This is a genomic window from Paenibacillus taichungensis (assembly GCF_003287275.1).
Classification (GTDB): domain Bacteria; phylum Bacillota; class Bacilli; order Paenibacillales; family Paenibacillaceae; genus Paenibacillus; species Paenibacillus taichungensis_A.
The window spans coordinates 258,705-284,494 of sequence record NZ_QEVW01000001.1 but is presented as its reverse complement, the minus strand read 5'-3'; the positions used below and the strand labels follow the sequence as shown (position 1 = coordinate 284,494).

Genomic DNA, 25,790 nt, shown 5'->3' with positions numbered 1-25,790 from the left:
ATATACCTAATTCCTGTCCAGGCCAAAATGGATCGGATCAACAGATCGATAATATGGCTTTTATGCAGAATGTATGGTTTATTCGACATTATAAGCGCATTCTTACCCTTAATGATTGTGTCACCTGTCGAAAAACCGAACATTATGACTTGAAGAGAAATTTTAGGACTAGCCTACTAGAGGTGATTATACATTCAACCCGTGGTAAAATCCAGATGTTTCATCACCAAATCTCACTTATTTTTGCTCTTTTTTTATTGAAAGCGCTTAATAATTTAACGATTTAACACGCTAACGTTACAACGATGTGATGTTATATAACAAAAACATATCACACTTCCTAGAAAGATGTGGAATTCATCTGTTTTCATTTGCATTATTTCAACGTTCGTATTTTATGTATTATCACAGCCTGTTATTCACCCGTTACATGCTTTCATTGTGTCCCTATAGGCTGCAGCATATTCGCCTCGCACAACCTGACTCTTTGGAGTAGAACACTCTTTAAGCCGTAAAAAAAGCCGCCATAGGTACGGCGGCTTGCATAAACCATTTTAAGCGTTGATTTTGCCTTTAGCTACAGTAGCCAAAGAGTTGAACGCATTGATGTCGTTAACGGCCAGATCAGCCAACATTTTGCGGTTCATGTCTACTCCAGCAAGTTTCAATCCATGGATCAGTTTGTTGTAAGACAAACCATTCATACGTGCTGCAGCATTGATACGAACGATCCACAGTCTGCGGAAGTTACGTTTTGTGTTGCGACGGTCACGGTATGCGTAAACCAGGGATTTCATTACTTGCTCGTTAGCTGTTTTAAAAATACGGTGTTTGGAACCGAAATAACCTCTTGCCAGTTTCAAAACCTTTTTATGACGACGACGTACTACAAAACCGCCTTTTACTCTTGCCATATTAAAGAACCTCCCAAATAAATATAAATGTATCCGTGGTATGTGTACGGCCGTAGCCGATCCCCCATACGGAATGTACTAATTAGAATTAGCCTTTCAAGTTAGCCAAACCTTGTTTCAAACGTCTAACATCCCCGGCAGCCATAACTGGGTTACCGTTCAGAACGCGCTTAGCACGTTTGGATTTGTGGGAAAGCAAGTGGTTTTTGTGAGCTTTGTAACGCAGGACTTTACCGGAACCGGTAATTTTGAAGCGTCCTTTCAAACTGCTGTGTGTTTTCATTTTAGGCATTTTGTGTTTCCTCCTCCAATGTTATCAGGCTTTAGGAGCCAGAATCATGATCATACTGCGGCCTTCCAATTTTGGCTGACGTTCGATGGTGCAGAGTTCTGCAACTTCCACCTTAACGCGTTCCAAAATCCGTTGACCAATGGCGGCATGCGCAATTTCACGTCCGCGGTAACGAACGGAACATTTTACCTTGTCGCCTTCTTTCAAGAACTTAACTACATTACGAAGCTTCGTTTGATAATCATGCTCCTCAATATTGGAACGGAACCATACTTCTTTAATGTCAACAATTTTCTGGTTCTTACGGGCTTCTTTGTCTTTCTTTTGTTGCTCATAGCGGAATTTGCCATAGTCCATGATGCGGCATACCGGCGGTTTAGCCTGTGGTGCCACATTGACCAGGTCCAAGTTCAGGTCAATCGCCATTTGCAGTGCTTCCCGAATCGGCGTGATCCCAATTTGTTCTCCTTCAGCTCCGACAAGGCGTACTTCCTTCGCCCGAATCTCATCATTAATCATGTGATCTTTACTAATAACCGTCCACCTCCAGGTCATTTTGAATATCCTGTTACACAAAAATAAAAGGGATGCCGGTTAAGCTACCGACATCCCTGTAATCAACACAATTCTTCATGAGTAAACACTTCATAAATTATTGGGATCGTTGACCAGCCAACATGTTTGTTGATCAGGTGAGAAGTCGGACTTCTACTTGTGATTCCATAGCTATTCATTTAACGCACTTGAATACTATAACATCCCGCAAAATCATTGTCAACGTTTCTACAATGTTTTTTTCAAAAATGCTTTTATCCAAGTCAATCATTCATTATCCCTGCTTACTCTGCACCTCATCCAAACGTACAACACGTGTATGTTGGGTATGGCTCCATTGTTTGTTGTTCTGCGTAAAGAACGCGTAGAACGTAATTGGATACCATGAAAGAAGGTAAATCGGGAACAAGATTAGGTACAGATACACTTTGGCAAAAGTAACCTTTTCTAGCGCCATCGACAACAAGAATGTCAGGACATTCAGACCAATCGCTACGAATCCTACCCAAAGCGGGAAGTACCCGTATATGTTTGCGATATGTGGACCACTGAATATCGCAGTATCCACCCACAGGACAGCAGTCATCAGGAACGTAAGCAAAACAACGTACACGTTTGCTCCATACACAGCAAGGTCAAATTTCACCAAGCTTCTTTCCTTGATACTCTGCCACAGCAGCGGGAAGAAATATCTACGTGCAACTGTAAAGTGACCTTGCATCCAGCGAAGACGTTGTCTTGCTGAAGCTTTAAAGGTTAACGGCTTTTCATCAAACACTTTGGCATCATAGTTAAAGACAGGATATACATTACGCTGAACACTGCGCATCGTAAACTCCAAATCCTCAACAAGACTTGTAGCGCCCCAACCAATTTCCTTCAGCAGGTTGGTCTCGAAGCACATTCCAGTACCTCCCAGGAAATTCGCCATATTCAAATTATGACGAGACAACTGCCACAGACGGTTGATGTACCAGTAAGATACGCCATAAGCTGCAGTGATCCAGGAATCCTCAGGATTTTTCGTATCGATGTATCCTTGAATTACACGCGAACCATTGCACAAATCATCATTCATCTCGAGCAAGAAGTTACGGTCAACCAAGTTATCCGCGTCAAACATGACAACTGCGTCATACTGGCGTGGCAATTTCCACAGGTATTTAAGCATCCATTCGATGGCATACCCTTTACCTCTGAGATCAGCATTTGTACGTACACAAGCATTCAATCCATGCTGTCTTACAATTTGAGCCGTTCCATCCGTACAGTTGTCACAAATGACAAACACATCATACAGATCTTCCGGGTAATCCAGCTGTTTCAAGTTCTCCATCAAAGCACCAATAACTTGTTCCTCATTGTGCGCTGCGACGAGTACAGCGAAAGACTTTGTCGCCGGATAGTGTTTCTTTTTCTTTTTCTTAATCAGACCGAACAGCGAAAACGTGAATTGGTACACGGCTAGCAGTGCCAGAATGACCTGCATCGTGACGAATATAGCGTCCAACATCGTTCTCTGTTACCCCCTTTTTTTCAAAACCAGATTACTTTAAGTCGTTTCTCTTCCTGGATTCTGCACTTTTTATTTTTTTGTGATGCGCAGAATATGACCCTGTTCTTTTGTTTACTACGCAAATATTTCAGACAATGTTTCAAGCATGGTTGATGCCAGTTGGCTGCTTTATCGATTTTGTATTCTTTTCAGCCATTTGTCAAAACCGCAATTCCACTTCCTGAAGCAGAAATGTGAACTTTAAACGCTGAATAGGCACCTCGTGATACTCCAACCTCGCATTCATGCCTGTTATATCTTATTTTCAGCCGTTTACTTGATTTTTATTTCTAAAGTCCCTGCTTTTTTCATCAGGCTGATACATATCGACAGAGGCTCTATATCAAATAACGTAAACAGACCTCAAAAAGTTCAGTCTTAAACTCACATTTTTTTAACCACATTTCAGCCATGTTGAATCATTGTATCTTTTTTAGATCGTCCGAGTCAAAAAGTTAAGTTGGGTGCATATCCACTCTTTAACATGAATTTTACCTTCTTCACATGTGTTCTTCTTGAAAAGGACAACATTTAAAAATATGATAAACATATACCTGAAATAACCTCAAGTTCACGAAAAAACGGTTATATACTAATCAGGACGAAACCGGACACAGAAATTTACCGGAAATACTGCCGCCAACATGGGGCCTGACTGGCAGGAGGCCAATATGAGCCGTTTATTCGTAAAGTTCCAAGAGTATGATCGAAATGTATTTATGTGGATTAATGGTCGACTTCATAATCGATTTATGAACTTTTGGCTGTATTATTTCACCCATCTGGGAGGAGCAACTTCTTCTATTGCAGTATCCTTACTAATTTGGCTGCTGGCTCCCGCTCCTTGGAGTACAACAGGACTTCAGGCATGCATCGCTCTAGCGGTTAGCCACATTCCCGTAGCAATCGCCAAAAAACTGTATCCGCGCATTCGGCCTTATTTGGCCCTACCGGATACGATTACGTTTCGCAATCCCCTGACGGACCATTCGTTCCCTTCAGGGCATACTACTGCCGTATTCTCAGTTACTGTTCCTTTTATGACGATGGAGCCGTTCCTGTTGCTGTTGTTACTCCCTGTTGCATTAATTGTCGGATTTTCACGAATTTACCTGGGATTACACTATCCCTCAGATGTGCTCGCAGGTGCTACGATCGGTACTTTAGTCGCACTTGCAACAGTTGCTTTATGGACATAATGTGAATATGTTAGACTAAGGAAAACCTAGCAGGAACAGGTGAAGCAAGCGTGGAGAAAAAAAGAGTATTACTATTATCTGAAGGCTTTGGCGCTGGTCATACTCAAGCGGCATATGCGCTGTCCAGCAGTTTGCGAAAACTTTCGCCGAATGTGCAAACCAAAGTGCTTGAGTTGGGGAGTTTTCTGAACCCCAGAGTAGCACCACTCATCATTACAGCGTACAAAAAAACGGTCATTAACCAGCCCAAGCTCATCGGGTATGTATACAAGCACCAATATAAAAAATCCTTGAACCGGCTGACTACACTCGCGTTGCACAAACTGTTTTATACCCATACACGCAGTATTGTCCGTCAGCTTCGTCCGAATGTCATTGTATGCACCCACCCTATTCCCAGTGCCGTCATATCCAGATTGAAACGTCTGGGTGTGCAGGTTCCACTTTGTACAGTCATCACCGATTATGACGCGCACGGGACATGGATTAGCCCAGAAGTGGATTTGTATCTTGTTTCTACAGATGAGGTAAAGTCCAAATTAATGCTGCGGGGTGTATCTTTAGACAAAATTCGGGTTACCGGCATTCCGATCCACCCCAACTTTTGGGAACATCCAGGGCGGGATGAGATCCGAGGCAAATTCAATTTGAAGAACATGCCTACTGTGCTTGTCATGGGCGGTGGTTGGGGAATGCTTAGTGATGAAGTGGTTAACCAATTATTGACACGCTGGCATGAGGATGTTCAGATTATTTTCTGTCTTGGCCGCAATGACAAAAGCCGTATCAGCATGGAACAGAATCCGTTGTATCAAAAAGATAATATTCATATCATCGGTTACACCAATGAAGTGGACAAATTAATGGAAGTATCTGATCTCCTGATCACCAAGCCTGGCGGAATGACATGCAGTGAGGGATTGGCAAAAGGAATCCCCATGCTGTTCCATAATCCGATACCGGGTCAGGAAGAAGAAAATGTTCAGTATTTCACCGCACGAGGTTTGGGGGAGGCCATTACTTCCCTTGACGTTGTTGTAAAATGGATGAATAAACTGCTTCATAACTACCCTGACATTGTTCGCAAACGCAAACGCCACATGGCGCAGATTGCCAAGTATCACCCCATGCAGAGCGCACAAAGTATTATCGACCTACTGGACCTGCGTCCCTACTCGGCAGACCAAGCCGGACTGTAACGACTTCAAACAAGCCTGCATATACACAGTAAAGGTGCCTTCGAATCGAAGGCACCTTTTTTTAATATGAAGAAAAGTACAAACTATTGAATACCAGCTGACTTCAAGTAATCCTGCCACTGCTTGGTGTACTCAGTCTGGATCTTCTCAAGGCCTGCCTGTTTGGCTTTTTCCATAAATGTATTCAGACCCGCTTCTACATCATCCACCAATCCCACATTCAACGGATAGAGATACTGCTTTTCAACCTGCTCCAGTGCAGCTTTCTCAGCTTGGTATGGCGTCCAATCCTCAGCAAAACCAGTAAAGATATCCGGCTTTTTCATTTTGTCCAGCTCTTTGAAAATAGCCAGCACATCATCAAAGCTCTTATCATAGAGCATGAATTCCGGGTTACGCCAAGCCCAACCATTCATGCCTTCGCGCGGGAATCCATTGGTCTGGGCATCGCCCACCATTTTATAATAACCGTCTTGAACTTCAAAGTTCTTGCCTTCCACACCATATTCGGTAAGCCAGTTATAACGTTTGTCGGTAACTAGTTTCTCGTAGAATGCGAGTGCTTTCTCCGGGTTTTTGCTGCTGCGCGGAATTGCAAAACCATTGTGGATCGGGTGAACTGGTTGCGCAAACCCTTTGGCATTCGGGTAAGGGAAATAACCGAGTTTCCAATCCGGGTGAGTAGACTGAACCTTGATCACATCCGCATTAAATTTGTTCGGGTTCTCACCCGACAGTACAACAGCCGATTTCCCATTTTGCAGCAATGAGTTGGACGTATCTTTTACATTCAGCACGTTTTTCGGGAAAAAGCCTTTGTCCATCCAGCGTTTGTACGTTTTCAGGTCTTCCAGATGCTGTGCAGACCCCCAATAGGAAGTGATATTGGATGGTGTGTCATACATGATATCCAAACCATAAGGCAGCTGACCTGCCGTATTCACCAGCTTGGATGTCAATTGTCGAATGCCATGGGTATGGTTCGCATTGCTATCTGCAATTGGAATCATATTGGGTTCATTCTCTTTGATTCCCTCCAGATAGGCTTCGAGTGTCTCCAGAGATTCCGGTTTGGGCAGATTGTACTTCTCACGCAAATCCTCACGGTACGCAATACCCTCAGTAACATATTCAGTCCATGTCGATGGTACAGTGTAAATCTTGTCGTTGACTTTTACCGCGTTCCACATGTCATCAGGTACATAAGCTTTGAGTGCAGGTGCTGCCTTAGGCAATAGTTCATCTAGAGGCAGGAATGCTCCTTTTTTCGCATAGGACTGATAGAACGTCCAGTCCGCGGTAAATATCAAATCAATCGGTTGACCGGAGGATAGCAGCAATTTGTATTTTTGATCCCAGTCTGTCCACGAGGTATAGTTGAATTTTACATTGACGTTCAGGTCGGCCTCAGCCAGTTTGTTGATTTCCGACTCAATCACTGGCAGATCCTTCGGTGCATCTCCAAGCATGTAGAATTGCAGTGTAACCTTCTCCCCTTTGTTTTCAGAAGAACCTCCCTGCTCACTTCCTTGCGCAGATCCCCCCGAACCGTTATTACATGCGGCAAGCACCCCGGCAAACAACATCAGGGCAAGTACCATAGACAGGTGCCGAATTGTTTTGTTACGCATACGCATCCTCCCTTTTTGTGGTCAACCTTATATGTTAGCGCAGACTCGCCATGGTTCAGACGCAGACGGACAGACAGCTATCCCACATCTGCACCCACAGCGCGTGCCACGTTCTAACCTTTCACCGCACCAATCGTAAGACCCTTGACAAAGTAACGCTGTACAAATGGATACAGGAACAAGATCGGGCCAGTAACTACAATAGCCATCGCCATTTTGGTTGATTCGGTAGGTACATCCTGGCTAAGTGTTATGCCGGTACCAATCGCCATCTGGTCAATGAAGGTAATCGTGTTCATGGTGTTATATAGATAGAACTGCAGTTGGTACATATCAGGGTTGTTAATGAACAAGGATGAGGTGAACCAGTCATTCCAGTACCCCAGTGCCAGAAATAACCCTACAGTGGCAATGCCGGGCATCGCCAGTTTCAGTACTACGCTAAAATAAATACGGAAGTCATTCGCTCCATCGATTTTGGCGGACTCAATCAGCTCATCCGGAACGGCTGAACGAATGAAGTTTTTCATCAGGATAATAAGAAATGGCGTCATCAGTCCCGGAAAAATCAATACCGTATACGTGTCCGTAAGATTGAAATAATTTGCCAACATGATGTACCAAGGAACCAATCCCCCGCCAAAGAGGGTTGTAAAGTAGATGAAAAATGAGAAAGCGTTCCGATACTTGAAATCTTTGCGTTGCAGTACAAATCCCGCCATCGTAATAAGAAATAGTCCAAGGGCCGTACCTACAACGGTTGTAAATACCGTCACGCCGTAAGCTTTGAGCACCTGGGTCGGAAATTTGAACACCATCTTATAACCTTCCACAGAAAAATCGGTGGGAAAGAGGTGATACCCATCTCTTACAATAGATTCGTTACTGCTAAATGAGCCTGATAAAATCAAAAGAAAAGGAATGATACAGATTAAGGAAAGAATCAGGATCATGCTGTAAGCGATGATTTGAAACAACAAGGTGAATTCCGTATCTCGGGCACGAGTATGCATAGTAGGTCTCCCTTCTGCCTATAGGCGTTTTAGAACAATGCGTAATCCTCATTCACTTTACGGATGATATAATTGACGGTCATGATCAGGATAAAACCGAACAGCGATTGATACAGACCAGCCGCAGTAGCCATTCCGATATCAAACGTCACTTTCAGAGAACGATACACATACGTATCGATAATATCTGTAGCGTTATATAAGACACCGTTGTTTCCAATGAGTTGGTAAAAGAGATCAAACTGTCCCTTCATAATGCTCCCGAGCGAGAATAACAACAGGATGACAAAAGTCGGTTTTAGCATCGGGACGGTGATGTACCAAATACGCTGAAAGATATTGGCCCCGTCAATCCGGGCGGCCTCGTAGTACTCATCGCTGATCCCTGTAATGGCTGCAAGGTAGATGACCATGCTGTACCCGAGATTTTTCCACAGATAAAAAATAATGATCAGGAACACCCATATCCAGGGTGTGTTGTAAATATCGATTGGACCTGCCTCAAAACGTTTGAGTACGGTGTTCACAAAACCTGATTCATAGTTGAACATGTTGTAAGCGATTACACTTAATAGAACAAACGAGATGAAATACGGTAAAAACATAACGGACTGCGTAATTTTCTTAAACATTTTCCCCCGAATTTCACTGAGCAAAATCGCACAGAAGATCGCTAGCCCGTTTCCTAATATAATGAAGGCCAGATTGTACCCCACCGTGTTGGTTGTCAGCTTCAGCAGCATTCCGGATTGCCACAGGAACTTGAAGTTCTCCAGTCCAACAAATGGGCTGCCGAACAAACCACCTTCAAAATCATAACGGGTAAACGCATAATAAATGCCGACCATCGGAAAATACGAGTTAATCAGAAAAAAGATCAGTGTAGGCAGCAGCATCAGAAACATGATTTTGTTTTTGTTCAATTCTTTGAGCATGGCTCGATCCCTCCCGAATTTCTTACGGCGCGGCGCGCAGTGGAGCTCTGTTTTTATTGTAGATGCCCTAAGCGCTACCGGATACTGAATCATTCGGCCAGATCATGAACGATTATGCGAAACGGAATATGAACAATATGAACGAACACTGAAATGATGCCTGAGCGTTCACAAAAGTTGATATCGTGCATAGGTTGAACGGAGTGAACAATAAAGCGAAAGTTGAACTTTAGCTAAGGAAATCGGGCATAGCATGCCGTTCTCCGTTGATGTAAACGCATACATAATATATAATTCAAGATACATCCGTGATTCACTACGCCCATATATGAAGTCTTATTCTTCGCTATGAAGTGTAACTTTGTTCATCCAAAACAGGAGGTCCACGGGAGGAAAGGTCATGCGCAAACGTTCAGAGGACAGCCAGAAGGTGTTTGCACGGATTCTCATCGGCATTATTGTTAGCACCGTTGCCACCTTGCTTGTGGCTTCTACCATTTTGTACGTCAACTATAATCGTATTGCCCTTCGCCAGGTCTACCGAACAGATATGAATGGTCTTACCCAGACCAGTCGGGAAGTCTCCAAGATGACCGAGACCGCCAAATCACTGTCTTATCAGATTTATCAGGATTACACTATCTCTGCCTTGCTGCTCTATTCGAATCCGAGTATCTATGAAATTACGTCTGCGATGGAACAACTCGACAACTATCGCATGTCCCTCCCTTTTATCGAATCCATCTATGTATATAACTCCAAAAATGATGAGTTCTTTATCAGTTCAAATGAAGTTCGCAATGGACAACAGTCCATCTCGGAAATTGACGATCAGGGGATTACAAGCATCCTCGACCGATTCCATGACTACAAACCTTTTGTCCCCATTCCGCGTACATACCAGGTTGGCTCCACCGAAGAAACCCAGGTCAGCAGTTATACGTACCTCTGTTACGACACGATCAATGACAATGCTACACTGAATTATGCTGTTGTCGTAAATATTAAGGACGACTGGCTCAGTCCCAATATGAACTCAGCCGATCAGCCAGGGAAAACGTTTATTATCAATGAACAGGGACAGTTATTGTCCGATTTCAGCAATCGAGCGTTGATGAAAGATTTGTCCAATGAAACGTTTATGCAGCCAATTCTGGAAAACAAGGAGCAGTCCGCCTACTTTACCGCAGAGGTTGATGAAAAAAAGTCACTGATTACCTACACCGCTCCTGATAACCTCGGGTGGCGCTATGTACGAATCACGCCTTATGACCTAATCACCTCAGATATTCGTAATATGCGGACACACACCGTTCTGTTTTGTCTTGGGCTGTTAATTGCGGGAGTGCTCTTATCCTACCTCGTTTCCCGGAAGCTATATCATCCCATTGATAAAGTGCTTGTCCGTATGCGTGTGATGGAAGCAGAGCGTCGTGGCAGTCTGCACCTTTTGCGACAGGATTTTCTGCGTGGGGCTTTGCAAGGACGGGAAACGGTAACAGGAGGTATGCTGGAGGACCGAATGAAGTTTTATGGCTCTTCTGTTAATGTTCATTGTCTAACCAGGCTCGTACTGCTTCGTATTGATCATTTTACCGATTTCAGTGATACCTACCGGGATGAAGTCCAACTTATAAAATACGCGATGATGAACATTTGTACGGAGACGGCTGATCTCTACTACCACACCGAAGCTGTGGATATGGGCGGCGATCTGATCACACTTATCTTTAATGATAAAGTTCAGGATGAAGCTGATTATGAGCATAGCTCCATTGAGGACCTGCTGCGCATGATGCAGGCTGCCGTGATGACACATCTAAAATGTTCCATTTCATTTACTATCGGACCAGCGGAAGATTCACTGGAAAACAGCATTGCTTCTTATACCCGATCAGCAGAAGCTTCTCTTCATCGTTTGTTCATGGGCTCTGGATGCCTAATTTATACCTCGGATATCATGGCGTACCATGCAAAAGAATATGCTTTCCCTGTTGGAAAAGAGAGACAGTTGATTGATTGCCTGATGACAGGCAAGACAGGCGAAGCCAAACAGGTCTATGCAGACATCGTGAGTGAAACGGCAACCTATCCATTTACCGTATTTCAACTGGCTCTGTCCCATCTGACCATGACTCTGAATCATGTAAGAAACACACTCAAAAAGAACAACCAGCTTACACTTGAATCCATCTCCGATCGTTCAATGCTCCCGATCCATGATGCCGAGGATCTCAGTGAAGTTCACGCTCACTTCTATCGCATGTTCGACGAGCTTGGATCCAAAGTTGAGGAAAAAAGAACGCTTAAACATGAAGAACTCATTCGCAAAATTAACTGCATTATTGAACGAGATTATGCAAACACCAATCTTTGTCTGACCTCAATTGCAGATGAACTAGCCATGTCACCCATCTATGTCAGCAGACTCTATAAACAACTAACGTTAAAAGGTCTAACTGATGTTATTAACGAGACTCGCATAGCCAAAGCGCAATTTCTGCTCATTGAGACGGAAAACTCTGTAGCTGATATTGCTGAGCAAACCGGATTCACCAACAGTTCTTATTTCTATCGAATGTTTAAGAAATTTAACGGGGTTACTCCCAACGATTATCGACGTAAGGAGCTTCATTCGGAACTTTAGCAGAAATAAAACGGTCATCCACAAGTAACTGCATGAGGTTTAGTTCATCCAAAATAGCAAAAAAAGCGTGATATGAGCGTCTGGTAGCCAGATGCATATCACGCTTTTTTATAATATTACTCTTGATCTTCGCCAGACTCGTCCGCAGCTTCCCGAACTTTATACTTGTCCAAGCGGATCTGTTGATACTCGCGCAAGGCCTCTTCACCAACGATGACTTCAACCCGGTGAATGTTCATGCCTTTGCCCATGAATTTCTGCTCATACTCTGTCATGACATGCTCTTCATTCAATCCATCACGGTGCAGGTTCAGGGACAAATTAGTCATTTGCAGACCAAAGTCGGCAATCGCATTGAGAGAGAAATCAAACAATGTTTCCGAATCTGTTTTGAAATGAATCTGTCCTTTAGTGTTAAGCAATTCCGTATATTTCTTCAGGAAACGTGGATGTGTCAAACGACGACGTGCATGCTTGGCTTTCGGCCAAGGATCACTGAAGTTCAGATAAATCCGTTCCAGTTCTTCCGGTTCAAATACATCTTCAATCTGTTCGATATTAGCTAGCGCCAGTTTCAAGTTGGGCGGTGTCTCCACTTCTGCCTGACTCCATGCTTTCCGGGCCTTCTCGCTGGCACGACGTACCAATTCATCATACATATCAATACCGATAAAATTAAATTCCGGATATTTATAACTCATTTGGCTGATAAATTGACCTTTACCCATGCCAAATTCCACAAAGATCGGATGGTCATTGCCAAACAGTTCAGACCATTTTCCTTTGTACTGTTTGGGATCAAGAACAACGAGGTCAACTTGTTGCTCCAGATTTTCACGAATCCCTTTTCTGCCACGTAAACGCATCTTATTCCTCCGTTTATCCATACTTGTCTCAGAATCATTTTGCCGAAGAACTGGCTAATTGTAAAGAGCAATGAAAAAGGAATCTTCGGATCTGCCACTTTGGGGCAAATCTCAAAGATTCCCTCTTCGATTTATTTGGAATTGGGGTCCAACTACTTTAATAGTTCATAGTCTACCTTATCTTGGTGTGAAAAATCAAATGTCTTTTCGAAAGCATCACGAACTTTTTGTCTTGCAGCCGCTTTCACTTTCGGATTGCCATTGAAACGAACACCTGTCAAAGCCAGAGCTTCTTCTGCCGTCAGTTCTACAGAAACATGATGAAGATCATTATTTTTAACTTGGGAATTCATTCATATCACCTCACGGTATAGTATGGTCCATGACGTCAACATTGATTCAAATGCTATGATGAATAGTACCCATTAGATGGTGTCTGACGCTGGTTTAAATATAACATAATGTGTAAACTATAGCAAGGATAAAACCTCGTTTCTACGGCCTATTTTTGCGACTAGATTCCCCTTTTTTTGAGTTTTTTGATACAATGGTAAAAGTTCAAAAAGAGTCGAATTCGGTAATATAATTAGCAAGCCATTAGGTAAGCCAAAGGAGTACCCTGAAGATGAATGCACCTTCAATACAATCTCCTCTTCTGTGGGGAGATAAACGATTCCATACCTGGAATTACGAAATGAGAGACGAATTTAACAATAAGGTTTTCAAAGTGATGCTGGATGCGGGTTTCACCTGCCCGAACCGAGATGGCTCTATTGCCAAAGGGGGCTGTACATTTTGCAGCGCTCGTGGATCGGGTGATTTTGCCGGTAGCAGACGCGATGATTTGGTCACCCAATTTAATACCATTCGGGATAAACAGCATCTGAAATGGCCTACAGCTCACTACATTGGCTATTTCCAAGCCTATACCAACACATACGCACCCGTTGAAGAACTGCGTGAATACTTTGAAGAAATCTTGAAGCAGCCCGGTGTCGTGGGTCTGTCCATCGCCACTCGGCCTGACTGTTTACCGGATGACGTCGTTGATTACTTGGCTGAATTGAATGAACGCACTTACCTATGGGTTGAAATGGGTCTGCAAACCATTCACGAATCCACGTCAACCCTAATTAACCGTGCGCATGATACGCAGTGTTATGAGGAAGCCGTTGCGAAGCTGCGCAAACGGAATATTCGCGTGTGTACACATATTATTTACGGACTGCCGCAGGAAACCCATGAAATGATGCTGGATACCGGACGGGCTGTTGCCAACATGGATGTGCAGGGAATCAAAATTCACCTACTTCATCTGATGCGCAAAACGCCAATGGTGAAGCAGTATGAGGCCGGACTTCTTCGTTTCCTGGAACAAGACGAGTACATTAAACTGATCGTCGATACGCTGGAGATGCTTCCACCCGAAATGATCGTACACCGTCTTACAGGTGATGCACCGCGTGATTTGCTGATTGGGCCGATGTGGTCCATGAACAAATGGGAAGTGTTGAATTCCATTGATCGTGAGCTGCGTGAGCGGGATTCCTGGCAAGGTAAATACTGGAGGGGTGCTTAAGATGGGTTTTCTTTCGGTTTTAAGCTGTGCCCATCAGTGGATTTCTTCCCGTCTACAGCCTGGAGATCTAGCTATTGATGCAACGGTAGGCACGGGGGCGGATACTCTGTTTCTGGCACAAAAAGTTGGTAAACGCGGGCAAGTCATTGGTTTCGATATTCAAAGCGAGGCACTTACCTTGGCACAAGCCCGTATTCGCAAACAAGAGGACACCGCCAAATTGGGCTCCATCTCCATGCTTCAATTAAGCCATGATCGAATGGCTGAGGCCGTTCCTGAAACATGGCAGGGTCATGTCGGTGCTGTAATGTTCAACTTGGGATACCTGCCTTCGGAAGATGCAGACTCCAGCATTATCACAGAAATGGACAGTACCATTGCTGCACTTCAAGCTGCACTGACATTACTCAAACCGCGGGGCATTATTACCGTTGTGCTGTATCCAGGTCATGATGGAGGATCACAGGAAGCGGATGCGGTATTGAAGTGGTCCTCTGCTCTGCCTGTAGAGCAGGCACAAGTGGTGATCTATCGCCAATTGCAGCGCGAGACCTCCCCTTTTCTGATTGGCATCGAGAAAAAATAATTTCCTTTGTCCCACAAATGCAATAAACTAGACACAATCGCAACAAAGCACTCTTTGGGTTCAATTTATGCGATTTGTGTACTACATAAAGACGTGCAACCGTATTCACTGTATCATTCATGCCAATACTACGCGGTCATGATTGATTAAAGCGATCCACCATTTCATATACTAGAGGAGAGATTAGAAATGCCTACGCCATACCCACTGCAATTTCAACCAGAGTTCAAAGAACGTGTATGGGGAGGTCGCGCGCTGGAACAATTCGGCCTGACGCCACCTGAAGGACATATAGGAGAAGGCTGGATGATCGCAGATCATCCCAATGGTACAACTAAGGTATTAAATGGAGCACTTGCTGGAAAAGGCCTGGACGAAGTTCGCGAACAGCTGGGCACAGCATGGCTTGGAACCAAAGGAGTTTCGGAAAAGGGCGGACGATTCCCCCTTCTGATCAAACTGCTTGACTGTAACGATGATCTGTCGGTACAAGTTCATCCAACAGATGATTACGAAGCGCTCCCTCCCGGCGAGCTTGGCAAAACGGAAATGTGGTATGTGCTGGATGCCAAACCAGGAGCGCATATCATCTACGGCTTGAATGAAGGCGTTGATCGTGAAGTACTGAAGGAAGCGCTGGAAAATGGTACAGTCATGGATACCCTTCGTCAAGTACCTGTAGAGGCTGGAGATACGTTCTTTATTCCTGCAGGAACGGTACACGCTTTATGTGCAGGTGTCGTTGTTGCCGAGATCCAGCAAAACTCGGATACAACATACCGGATTTACGATTATAATCGTCCGGGCCTGGATGGTAAACCACGTGAGCTGCATGTTGAGGATTCATTGAATGTAACGGCTTATGAGGGCGCTGGCGCCACGACGATGAAAACCAACAACGCAACTCCAGGTGAGTGGCTGAAGCTTGCGGAATGCCCTTATTTTGTAGTGGAAAAAGGGATTGTTACAGGACGTTGGGAGCTCTCTACAAGTGCTGAAAGCTTCACTATTCTTGTGGTCTGTGAAGGTAGCGGAACGCTGGAGTGGGATAATGCGGAATCGGATAACATTGAATTGAAAGCTGGGCAATGTTACTTACTTCCTGCCAACCTGGGCTCCTATACGCTGGATGGTAACACTACTGTTCTTCGCTCTTATTTGCCTTAATCCAATAAATAATGATCTATGCAAGTAATTTACCTTAGCTTATTTGGCTCTAATGTGACCTGTGAAGGAGGATTTACACGAGATGCAGGAATCTACCTTTAGCCTGGTTGGCAATGAAGGTACCCGTATTCATGTGTACCGCTGGCTTCCCGATCCGGAGTGCAACATCAAAGGTTTGGTCCAGATTGCACATGGCATGAGCGAAACCGCTGCCCGATATGCTGAATTTGCTCAACTTCTCACCACGCATGGCTATGCGGTCTACGCGAATGACCATCGTGGTCATGGCAAAACAGTAGAAAACTCGAATTTGTTGGGCAATGCCGGCGTCGATGCTTTCCGCTGGATGGCGAGTGACATGATGAATCTGGGCGAAGTTGCCGCCAAAGAAAACCCTAATGTGCCCCTCTTTCTGATGGGGCATAGCATGGGGTCGTTTTTGGTGCAGCATCTGATGTATGCTGGCCACGAGCGTTACCATGCATTTATTTTGTCCGGCACCAATGGCAAACGTGGTCTTCTTCGGATTGGAGAGAAACTGGCTTTCTTGCAGTGTGGCATTCAGGGGACGGGTCATCCAAGTATGCTGCTCAATGCGCTCGTATTTGGCGGATTCAACCGTTCTTTCCGTCCGGCGTCAACGCCGTTTGATTGGTTGTCTCGGGACCCCGAAGAGGTCAAGCGATTTATCGATGACCCTTTGTGTGGAGCCGTCTGCTCCGCAGGTTTTTTCCGTGACTTTTTCAAACTTTTGTTGGACATTCACTTGCCACGCAACATGAAACGTATTCCCAAGGATAAATCGGTATATCTCTTCTCGGGTGAACAAGATCCGGTGGGACTTCATGGCAAAGGAGTGCTGAACCTGGTCTCCCAATATCGGGAGCTTCAGCTTGAGGATATTGAATACCGTCTCTATCCGGGGGGACGTCACGAAATGTTGCATGAGATAAATCGGACTGAGGTTGCTCGGCATGTCATGGAGTGGCTGGAGAGGCATACCCCCGACAACAGTGCCCATCATTCCACAGCACATGCAGAAACAGCCGAATCCATATAATGCGGCATAAATCACTTATACAATCACGAAAGCCCCTGAACGGGAGCCAGCATACACTATGCTCTCCGCGTTCAGGGGCTTTCTTTTTTTATTTGTAAAATGGCAATTTAATGTTAATTGTTACGGATTACCCTTCGATCAGCAAAGACTCTGGATCTTCAAGCAATTCTTTTACCGTCACGAGGAAACGTACAGCTTCGCTACCATCAATAATACGGTGATCGTACGACAGGGCGATATACATCATCGGACGGTTCTCCATCCGCTCTGCATCAATCGCTACTGGACGAAGCTGGATTTTGTGCATACCCAGAATACCTACTTGAGGTGTATTCAAAATTGGTGTGGACAACAGGGAGCCAAACGTTCCGCCATTGGTAATGGTGAAGGTTCCTCCTTGCAGATCAGACAACGCCAGCGTGTTGGAACGCGCTTTGGATGCAAGGTCAGCAATGCTTTTCTCGATCTCAGCGAAGCCAAGACGATCTGCATCACGTACAACTGGTACAACTAGACCTTCTTTGGCAGATACCGCAATACCGATATCATAGTACTTTTTGAGTACTACATCTTCACCATCAATTTCCGCATTAATGGTTGGGAACTTTTTCAGAGCGCCTACAACCGCTTTGGTAAAGAAGGACATGAAGCCGAGATTGATTTCATGTTTCTCTTTGAACTTGTCCTTACGACGTTTACGAACATCCATGATTGCCGTCATATCCACTTCGTTAAACGTAGTCAACATCGCTGCAGTCTGCTGTGCTTCTACCAGGCGTTTCGCAATGGTAGCACGACGGCGGGACATACGTTGACGCTCTACTGGTTTGGTATATGTGGAACCACCTGCTGCCGGCGCACTAGGTGCTGCAGTGGGAGCTTTAGCAGGAGGCGCTGTAGGAGCGGCAGCCTGCGTGTTGTGAGTTTTCACATCTTCCTGATACACACGGCCAATCGGATCTTTGCTCTGTACCTGATCCAGCTCAATACCACGTTCACGTGCAAGTTTACGAGCAGATGGTGAAGCTGTCTTCGAGCTGCTATCTGAAGATTCCGGTGCTGCAGCAACAGGTGCTGGTGGCGGAGTTGGAGCTTCCGGTGCAGGAGCTGATTGTTTCTGTTCCGTCGCTACTGGTTGGGAAGCGGATGCGCCGCTTCCTCCTCCAGTTCCAGCTGAAAGTGTTCCAATCGTTTCACCAATTTCTACAGTCTCGCCTTCCTGGCGAACAATTTTCTCAAGAACACCGCTCTCTTCAGCACTGATCTCAATATTTACTTTATCCGTTTCCAGTTCCAGAAGAACATCACCCTGATTAACGGTTTCGCCTTCTTTGACCAGCCATCTGGATACAGTTCCTTCCGTTATCGACTCACCCATTGCAGGTACTTTAATTTCACTCACAGCTGTTACCTCCCCAGTGGAATATTATTCTTCGTCGTTTGCTTCAATGCGGATGTAATGATCTGTTGCTGTTCCATGCCATGCACAAGTTGATAACCGCTGGAAGGACTGGCATGTTCCGGACGGCCTTCGTATTTAACGGTTGTTCCTTCTGGTGCGATTTCACGAAGACGAGGCTCCATGTATGTCCAGGCACCCATGTTTTTGTTTTCTTCCTGTACCCACACCAGCTCTTTCAACTTGCTGAAACGTGCAAGCACACGCTTGATTTCTTCCGCCGGGAACGGATACAGCTGTTCGACACGAATAATGTGAAGCCAAGACCAATCTGCTTTATCCTTTTCAAAAGCATCTTCCAGATCGATGGCGATTTTACCACTGCACAGAATGATGCGCTCTACGCGATCCGGTTTGGTGCCCAACCCTGCTTGCTCCAGCACAGGCTCAAACTTGCCCTCGCTGAACTCTGTTGCAGGTGAAGCGACACGCGGATTACGAATGAGACTTTTCGGCGACATCATAACCAGCGGACGAGCATCTTCCGTTTCAGTCAACGAAGCTTGACGACGCAACAGATGGAAATATTGCGATGCACTTGTCAAATTCGCAACGGTCATATTGTCTTCAGCACAAAGCTGCAAGAAACGTTCCAAACGAGCACTTGTATGCTCAGGTCCCTGACCTTCGTTCGCATGCGGAAGCAGCATGACCAGACTGGATTTTTGTGACCATTTGGCACGACCGGCAGATACGAATTGGTCAAAAATAACCTGTGCACAGTTGGCAAAATCTCCGAATTGCGCTTCCCAGATTACAAGCGTATCTGGTGAATAGACGTTATATCCGTATTCGAAACCAACAACGGACTCTTCAGACAACGGACTGTTGTAGATAGCAAAGGATGCTCTCGCCTGTGGCAGATGATGCAGTGGGCAGAATTTCGCACCGTTCTCGGAGTCATGCAACACCAAGTTCCGATGGGCAAACGTTGCACGTTCTGCATCCTGTCCACTGATCCGGATCGGTTTGCCATCCGCAAGAATGGTAGCAAAAGCAAGCGTCTCTGCAAGGCTCCAGTCTACTTTCTCACCTTCGTTCAGAGATGTGCTTCTGCGCTGCAAAATGCGCTGCAACTTCGGATATACGTTAAAGTTCTCTGGCCATTTCAGCAAATCTGCATTGATTGCGCGCAGATTTTCCAATGGTACGGCAGTTGGAATAATCGAAACGGCTTCTGGCTCGCTAATTTGACGTTGGTAATATTCATGTACTTCATTGTTCTTCATCTGCTCGTAAGCTTCTTTTAAGCGATTCGTTACAGCTTCACGAATACTGTTGATGGAAGCATCGTCGATTACCGATTCCTCTTTCAGATGATCCTGGTACAAGTGACTAACCGTTGGATGAGCTTTTACTTTGTCATACACTGTCGGCTGTGTTGTTTCCGGATCATCCGTTTCGTTATGACCATAACGACGATAACCAATCAGGTCAATCAGGAAGTCCTTTTTGAACAGGTTACGGTATTCTGCTGCCATTCGAATAGCTGCGATACATGCATCCGGATTGTCTGCATTGACATGCACAATCGGAATTTCATATCCTTTGGCAAGGTCACTCGCATAGTACGTTGAGCGTGAATCACCGCTGTCTGTTGTGAAACCAAGACGGTTGTTCACGATAATATGAATTGTTCCGCCATTTTGGTAACCAGGCAATGCTTTGAAATTGAGCGTTTCTGCTACAATACCTTCCCCAGGGAAAGCCGCATCGCCATGCATCAGAATAGTTGCCGCTTTGGTTACATCCTGCTTCGGATATCCCGGATCACGGCGGTCATCCTGTGCTGCACGTGCAAAACCCTGTACAACCGGATTTACATATTCCAAGTGACTCGGGTTATTGGCAAGCGTAAGACGCGCTTGTACTGTCTCGCCGTCTTTTACATAACGGTTTGCGCCCAGATGGTATTTGACATCCCCCGTCCAACCGTAATTGATTCCTGTTGACCCTTCGGAAGGAACCAAATCTTTGTTCGGAGAATGATGGAATTCAGAGAAAATTTTGCTATACGGCTTGCCCAGTACATGAGCAAGTACGTTCAATCGACCACGGTGAGCCATCCCCATCAGAATATGGCTTGAACCTGCGTGTGCCATAATTCGGACTGCTTCATCCAGCATAGGGACTAACACATCGTTTCCTTCAATGGAAAAACGTTTTTGCCCAACAAATGTTTTGTGGAGGAAATCTTCAAATTGCTCCACTTCAACCAAACGTTCCAGCAAAGCTTTACGCTCCTCTGGATTAAGCGGTGCCGGCGAAGTACGAGATTCTGCACGGCGGTTCAGCCACTCCCGCTCATGAACTTCATGCACATGGCTGAATTCATAAGCGATAGGACCTGTATATATTTGCCGCAGGCGCTGGATGGCATCCAGTCCTGTTACCGTCTGTCCATCTGCACCTTCCCAGATCAGGGAAGCTGGCAGAGCTTTCAAATCTTCTTCATTCAATTCAAAATGCTTCGGTTCAAGCAAAGAAGTATCTGAATCTTCACTGATTCCAAGAGGATCAATATCGGCCGCAAGGTGACCATAGGTACGAATATTCATTACCAGTTTCCCTGCTGTAACCGCTTTCTGTAATAGTTGAATATCCACGCTTCCGGAAGCCTTTTGGGCGTTGCCAGAATACGAGGCTGTATGTGCATCCCTGCCAGACATCGGCGGTGCACCCCATTGTTCAAATAATTCCCGATAAGCCGGTGTAACTGCACCCGGGTCTTGGGAGTATAATTCATATTGTTCCTGTACGTATCCCATATTCGGGCCATAGTAACTTTCCCAGGGTTTCTTGTTGCCTTCCTCGATCGTCATCGACGTTCCCTCCGTCTTGATTTAGTCATAAGTTTTTGACGGAAATCATTGACTAAGCCGTAATTTGCGTTCGTTCAACATTTTAAGCTAAATTTTTCATGAAGTCCAATAATCGTGCTGTTGGTGGTAGTAACGTTGTTCCGACGCTCCCGTCAAGGTTTGTCTGCGTTTTCAAAATCATAGTAAACTGATGATTGTATATACCGTCGCACAGATGTCGAATACTGTCCTGATCCGTTCGAGGGTTACACCTTCCTCAACTTTTGCAAGTGAAGTCCGTGTTCTAATATCTATTCTATAAACTTTTACGCTCAGGAGCATTTCCTATTTTTAGTTCAATTGATGCATAAATTAGATGAATCGAATAATTGGAACATTTCCGACCCACAAATGTGCTCTGATTGTATGGCGTTTTGTTGTTAATCGCTTATCCTGCGATGGTTTCTACGCATTTTCAGATTTCGCCCGATTCGTAGCCTCCTTATTTAGAATTGTGGTCCATAATGTTCAAAAGCAAACCGTCAAGATAAATATTAACCATTTGGCTTGGTATTCAACAAAAAAATGGGTGTTTCTTGCAATACAGTGTTATAAACCAAAAGCCGCCTGTAATGCGTAAAAGCATCCTGGCGGCTTCTTTTGACTTGATTTATTTAGGCTGAGGGACTTTTTATTTTCTAATGTGGCACCTGAGACTGAAAATCGCCCCGGCTGGACTGATCTGCATGGTAAAAGACCACATCGCCATCCTTCAGGGGCCAAGTTCTACCTTGACTGTCTGCTGGGCGATTATTGAAACCTTCCATCTGCCACTGATTCATCAGTGGAGCATAAATGTATTGCAGGTGTGGAGCTTCTGTATCACCATCTCGAAGTGTCTCGATATTGAAGTTGACTACGATATACCCATCCTTCAGAAATACAGAAGCCTTTTCATCCAGTTGATTTTGTCTAGCGAGCGTTTCGAGATTGGTTCCCTTTGGTACGGCGTATACATCCGCAGGCAGGCTGTATTCACCGTACCAACGCTGGACCGCCGCATTCGCTCTGTCTACACTAACACCCGAAGGAATGTCTGTCTTTGGTCCAATCAGTGTACGAATGGAAGCGGGCAAGATCATCCAATCATAGCGGCCTACCCACGTTTTCTGGTGAGAGATTTGATCTACAAGCTTGACCATATAATCAGCGAGTGAACTCTGATTGCGTTCATCGGCAGTCAGTTCATACGTATACTGATAACGCGCCGTATCCCCCAATTCCGTACCGGGTACGTTACGCAACCTCGAGTTCAGAACAACAAACCGTTTCTCCAAATCCTGCGCCGAACCTATCCGAATAAGTCGCTCTTGACCGCGGTGGTAGTATAGATCGACTTCTTGTCTGGAAGAGCCGTCTTTGCTGACAAAGTAGAATGTTGGAGTAATTCGAACAGCATCCTGTTTGCCAAACATATTGCCTTTCGTTTTCAGGTCGAATTTGATATGATAACCCGTTTTCACCGCAACATTACCGAAACCCTGCACAGGGTGACTTCCTGGGCGAACAGGTAACACGAATGGTGCCAGATTCCCTCGCGGATCACCATCAATACTGTTAAGTCCTGTCCAGTAGCTCATCCCTGTGGGCTCTGAACTCCCGAGCTGCTTGCGGAACACGTTCTCCCAATTATAATCGGCGATATCCGTAACGTGAAAATCATACAATCGCCCAATAACCTCCACCGGAACCGTATCTGCCGCAACATGATGGGTTAGATTCGTGTTGGCATCCTGCTGTTCGGAGAAAGTCGAAGGAGCATTTTCGGCAATATTGCGAAATTCAATTCGGTAATGTCCCTCATCCACCCACACTGGAAGATAGAAAACCGTATCCAGTTGGTTGACCGGGATGTCCACCCAGGTCTTGGCCGGAATGAACTGACTTCTATCGACGTTATAGACATCAAAGGGGAAACGAACCTGCTTGATGCGAAAATATTTGGCATAGTCCCTGTTGCCATAACCCGGGTAACTGGTTACGTCCAGATGCTGCCCCGAGGTCGGGATGCGTACAATAAACGGTCGTTCCAGAATAAGTGCCGAACTGGTCGGATCAGGCACTGTTTTCTGGTTATGCGGCTGATCATCAGATACCCATGCGTAGTTAACGACAGGCGTGTGCACTGTGACAGAATTGATCCCTTGAATAGGAAACTTCTGATCCTGCCCCCCTTTAATGTTGCCAGGAATCAAGCCATATGCGATCTCGCCCGTTGTCGGTTGGTCCTCCTTGTTGACCAGTGTATTCTGAATAGTTAAACGATTTTGGTACAGCACGTTGTCATCGATCATACTAGGCTGAGGGATTGTTCCAGGTCGCGGAGCAGTCTTATCCATCGGAGCAGGATCCATCACAGTGGCACCATTAAACACCACCTTGTCATTATTTACAGAGTTCTCTTTAACCTCGGCCTCTGCTTTGGATTGAAATAATGACGTCTCATCAGGTGTAGACGGCTCGCTGTCACCGCCTGACTTTGTTTCAGTGCCCAGGTCGATTTCCTTGCAAGGTGCAGGTTTCACATGTGCGGTAACGGCGTCATCATTAGCCGATTGCAAGGTCGGCGGTGTATATCCGTTTGGAGTCAACGTTACTGTACCACCGTAGCCACCAAGCGCATAATTGGATACCGTAGCTTGATTTAGCTGATAGACTTCCAAATTATCAATCTGCCAATAACTATATTGCCGGATGACCTGCATTGATTTTTCCACAGGAACATCTAGTTCCTTAGGTTGTGGAGGTGTGCCTGGATCATTCGGTCCTGTCGAGGCTCTGCCCGGAATCGTCCAAGTTTTGTGATACTTCTTTTTTACGTTAACCGTATAAGTCACTGTTCCCGTCATGTTCACCCAACGGTGCTGGAACAAGTATCCTCTAGCCATGACATTTGCATAAAGATCTTCAGAAGTCGGGATGCCACGGGTGACATCAAACTTTTCAGATCCCCGATCATCAGCTTTCAACACGCCCCGGACGGATGGGTCCATGACAGCCGATTCGATTAACGCTCCTTTATTAGGTGGACTGATGGTCACGGGGCAACCCACAACACCGCCGTTACCTGGATCAGTTCCCCCATCTCCTCCGTTACCTGTGCAATCCTTTACATCTAAAACCTGAGTTCCTTCCTCATCCAACTGCTGGGCTGTATCCAAGAATCGCGCAGTGATGGTGGTGCTGCCGACGATACCTTTGATCGTCATCTTTCCATCTGCACCTATGGTCGCTACTGCTGGATTGGAGCTTTGCCAGGTCAATTTGGGATGAGCGGTAAGCTCATGAACAGAGAGATCTGACTTGGTCAGGATAGCTTTAGCTTGCAGCGGTGTAGCTGTGTCTGCTTTACAAGCGTTTGGCAGGTTCACAATAAGTCCTGGTTCGGACGTTACCGTAATATCAGCCGTATCCGAGATGAGGTATGTACCGTTGTTCCAGATTGCACGTACAAAAGCAGTTCCCGGCTTTTCAGCCTTCACCATTCCGGTTTTGGGTTCAATACTCACAATACTCGGATCGGATGACCACCAGGTGGTCTCAGCCTCGCGCCGACTTACGTCGATGCCTTCACTAAATTGGGTAGCTCCGTAGTTTTTCGTTTTAACTTTGGCTACCATCTGTTTGGTTTCTCCAACCGTTAGGGTGGAATCTGGGGTTACGTCAATTTCCTTTTCTTCATGGATTTTCCCTTCCCAGAAAATACTAACTGGAGTATGATATACCATCTTGAATTTTGGTTTATCACCAGGTCTGGTCCCATAACGTTCTCTTTCAAAGAAATCAAAACCTTTTCCCGTGTATGTTCTTAAGTCAGCATTTTTTTCACTTGTAACTCTCGGAGTCCCTATTCCTTCATAACTGTTAACCTGCTTATATTTTACACCTTCAGGGTTATCTTTTAGTTTGATATCAGTAACAACTGAATTATTAACTGCTGTCCCTTTGTATGGTTTCCAGCTTAGTGGCGGCCACCTACTCATATCAACATTATCCGGTATTTCCGTTTTTACTGGATATGCGTCATCATCGGAACCTCCATTATCTACAATTTTGTAGGTTCCTTGAAAGTCGGCTCTAAATTCTCCTGAATCAAGTTGGTACCAGTATACTCCGGGAGTTCCTTCCGTTGCATTAGCATCTACAGTCACTGAAGGTCCTTTCATAGATTTAGGCCCATAAGGCTGTTCTACAGCACTAACTGTAGAAAGGGCATGAGGGGTAATGTTATAGATTATTGTGACTATTAATAAAACCATTACCGCTCTGAAT

Annotated in this window: 19 protein-coding genes; 7 read left to right on the top strand and 12 right to left on the bottom strand. The window is 45.2% G+C overall.

All coding sequences use genetic code 11. The annotated features are described in order from the left end of the window. Nucleotides 1–554: 554 nt before the first annotated feature. The 4 genes from rplT to DC345_RS01515 all read right to left on the bottom strand — a co-directional run bounded on the left by rplT (nucleotide 555) and on the right by DC345_RS01515 (nucleotide 3,274). Nucleotides 555–914, bottom strand: a complete 360-nt coding sequence (gene rplT, locus DC345_RS01530) for a 50S ribosomal protein L20 (RefSeq protein ID WP_017689664.1) — start codon at nucleotides 912–914, stop codon at nucleotides 555–557. An 88-nt stretch (nucleotides 915–1,002) separates the two neighbouring features. After that, nucleotides 1,003–1,206 (bottom strand): 50S ribosomal protein L35, encoded by a 204-nt coding sequence (rpmI, locus tag DC345_RS01525; protein WP_017689665.1) that lies wholly within the window; start codon nucleotides 1,204–1,206, stop codon nucleotides 1,003–1,005. A gap of 24 nt (nucleotides 1,207–1,230) precedes the next feature. Beyond that, entirely contained in the window at nucleotides 1,231–1,725 is a 495-nt protein-coding gene (gene infC, locus DC345_RS01520) for a translation initiation factor IF-3 (RefSeq protein WP_024628309.1), read from the bottom strand. A 310-nt stretch (nucleotides 1,726–2,035) separates the two neighbouring features. Beyond that, the gene (locus tag DC345_RS01515; protein ID WP_099854876.1) at nucleotides 2,036–3,274 is read right to left on the bottom strand and encodes a glycosyltransferase family 2 protein; all 1,239 of its coding nucleotides are present in this window, start codon (nucleotides 3,272–3,274) and stop codon (nucleotides 2,036–2,038) included. A gap of 713 nt (nucleotides 3,275–3,987) precedes the next feature. Here DC345_RS01515 and DC345_RS01510 point away from each other — a divergent pair. Then, entirely contained in the window at nucleotides 3,988–4,515 is a 528-nt protein-coding gene (locus DC345_RS01510; protein WP_063564190.1) for a phosphatase PAP2 family protein, read from the top strand. Between the two features lie 50 nt (nucleotides 4,516–4,565). Then, nucleotides 4,566–5,714, top strand: coding sequence for an MGDG synthase family glycosyltransferase (locus DC345_RS01505; protein ID WP_113051607.1), 1,149 nt, complete (start codon nucleotides 4,566–4,568; stop codon nucleotides 5,712–5,714). An 83-nt stretch (nucleotides 5,715–5,797) separates the two neighbouring features. Here the strand turns inward: DC345_RS01505 and DC345_RS01500 are convergent, their stop codons facing one another. From DC345_RS01500 to DC345_RS01490, 3 genes are all read right to left on the bottom strand, one after another. Then, nucleotides 5,798–7,351 carry an ABC transporter substrate-binding protein gene (locus DC345_RS01500; protein WP_397333602.1) on the bottom strand — a complete coding sequence of 518 codons (1,554 nt, stop codon included), beginning with the start codon at nucleotides 7,349–7,351 and terminating at the stop codon, nucleotides 5,798–5,800. A 107-nt stretch (nucleotides 7,352–7,458) separates the two neighbouring features. Next, nucleotides 7,459–8,298 (bottom strand): carbohydrate ABC transporter permease, encoded by an 840-nt coding sequence (locus tag DC345_RS01495; protein WP_397333615.1) that lies wholly within the window; start codon nucleotides 8,296–8,298, stop codon nucleotides 7,459–7,461. An 89-nt stretch (nucleotides 8,299–8,387) separates the two neighbouring features. Next, the gene (locus tag DC345_RS01490) at nucleotides 8,388–9,293 is read right to left on the bottom strand and encodes an ABC transporter permease (protein WP_113051604.1); all 906 of its coding nucleotides are present in this window, start codon (nucleotides 9,291–9,293) and stop codon (nucleotides 8,388–8,390) included. 400 nt (nucleotides 9,294–9,693) lie between these two features. On the opposite strand from DC345_RS01490, the gene DC345_RS01485 reads away from it, so the two are divergent. Further along, nucleotides 9,694–11,940 (top strand): AraC family transcriptional regulator, encoded by a 2,247-nt coding sequence (locus tag DC345_RS01485; RefSeq protein WP_113051603.1) that lies wholly within the window; start codon nucleotides 9,694–9,696, stop codon nucleotides 11,938–11,940. Nucleotides 11,941–12,056: 116 nt separating this feature from the next. On the opposite strand, the gene trmB is transcribed toward DC345_RS01485, so the two are convergent. Next, nucleotides 12,057–12,806 (bottom strand): tRNA (guanosine(46)-N7)-methyltransferase TrmB, encoded by a 750-nt coding sequence (trmB, locus tag DC345_RS01480; protein ID WP_113051602.1) that lies wholly within the window; start codon nucleotides 12,804–12,806, stop codon nucleotides 12,057–12,059. A gap of 152 nt (nucleotides 12,807–12,958) precedes the next feature. Further along, on the bottom strand, nucleotides 12,959–13,159 hold the full coding sequence (locus DC345_RS01475; RefSeq protein ID WP_062320234.1) for a hypothetical protein: 201 nt from the start codon (nucleotides 13,157–13,159) through the stop codon (nucleotides 12,959–12,961). Between the two features lie 272 nt (nucleotides 13,160–13,431). Here DC345_RS01475 and mnmL point away from each other — a divergent pair, with 272 nt between their 5' ends. The 4 genes from mnmL (at nucleotide 13,432) to DC345_RS01455 (ending at nucleotide 17,198) form a co-directional block, all read left to right on the top strand. Beyond that, nucleotides 13,432–14,385 (top strand): tRNA modification radical SAM protein MnmL/YtqA, encoded by a 954-nt coding sequence (gene mnmL, locus DC345_RS01470; protein ID WP_113051601.1) that lies wholly within the window; start codon nucleotides 13,432–13,434, stop codon nucleotides 14,383–14,385. A gap of 1 nt (nucleotide 14,386) precedes the next feature. Then, nucleotides 14,387–14,971 carry a tRNA 5-(aminomethyl)-2-thiouridylate-methyltransferase MnmM gene (mnmM, locus tag DC345_RS01465; RefSeq protein WP_113051600.1) on the top strand — a complete coding sequence of 195 codons (585 nt, stop codon included), beginning with the start codon at nucleotides 14,387–14,389 and terminating at the stop codon, nucleotides 14,969–14,971. A 189-nt stretch (nucleotides 14,972–15,160) separates the two neighbouring features. Then, a complete protein-coding gene (locus DC345_RS01460) occupies nucleotides 15,161–16,138 on the top strand; it encodes a type I phosphomannose isomerase catalytic subunit (protein ID WP_113051599.1) in 978 nt (325 codons plus the stop codon). An 82-nt stretch (nucleotides 16,139–16,220) separates the two neighbouring features. Then, entirely contained in the window at nucleotides 16,221–17,198 is a 978-nt protein-coding gene (locus tag DC345_RS01455; protein WP_113051598.1) for an alpha/beta fold hydrolase, read from the top strand. 127 nt (nucleotides 17,199–17,325) lie between these two features. Here DC345_RS01455 and odhB read toward each other — a convergent pair whose 3' ends face one another. The 3 genes from odhB to DC345_RS01440 form a co-directional block, all read right to left on the bottom strand. Further along, nucleotides 17,326–18,600: a 2-oxoglutarate dehydrogenase complex dihydrolipoyllysine-residue succinyltransferase gene (gene odhB / locus DC345_RS01450; protein ID WP_113051597.1), complete on the bottom strand. Its 1,275-nt coding sequence runs from the start codon at nucleotides 18,598–18,600 to the stop codon at nucleotides 17,326–17,328. A gap of 5 nt (nucleotides 18,601–18,605) precedes the next feature. Beyond that, complete coding sequence (locus DC345_RS01445; RefSeq protein ID WP_113051596.1) at nucleotides 18,606–21,479, bottom strand: 2-oxoglutarate dehydrogenase E1 component; 2,874 nt, start codon at nucleotides 21,477–21,479, stop codon at nucleotides 18,606–18,608. A 677-nt stretch (nucleotides 21,480–22,156) separates the two neighbouring features. Further along, on the bottom strand, nucleotides 22,157–25,684 hold the full coding sequence (locus DC345_RS01440; protein ID WP_258530429.1) for a DUF5704 domain-containing protein: 3,528 nt from the start codon (nucleotides 25,682–25,684) through the stop codon (nucleotides 22,157–22,159). Nucleotides 25,685–25,790 lie beyond the last annotated feature (106 nt).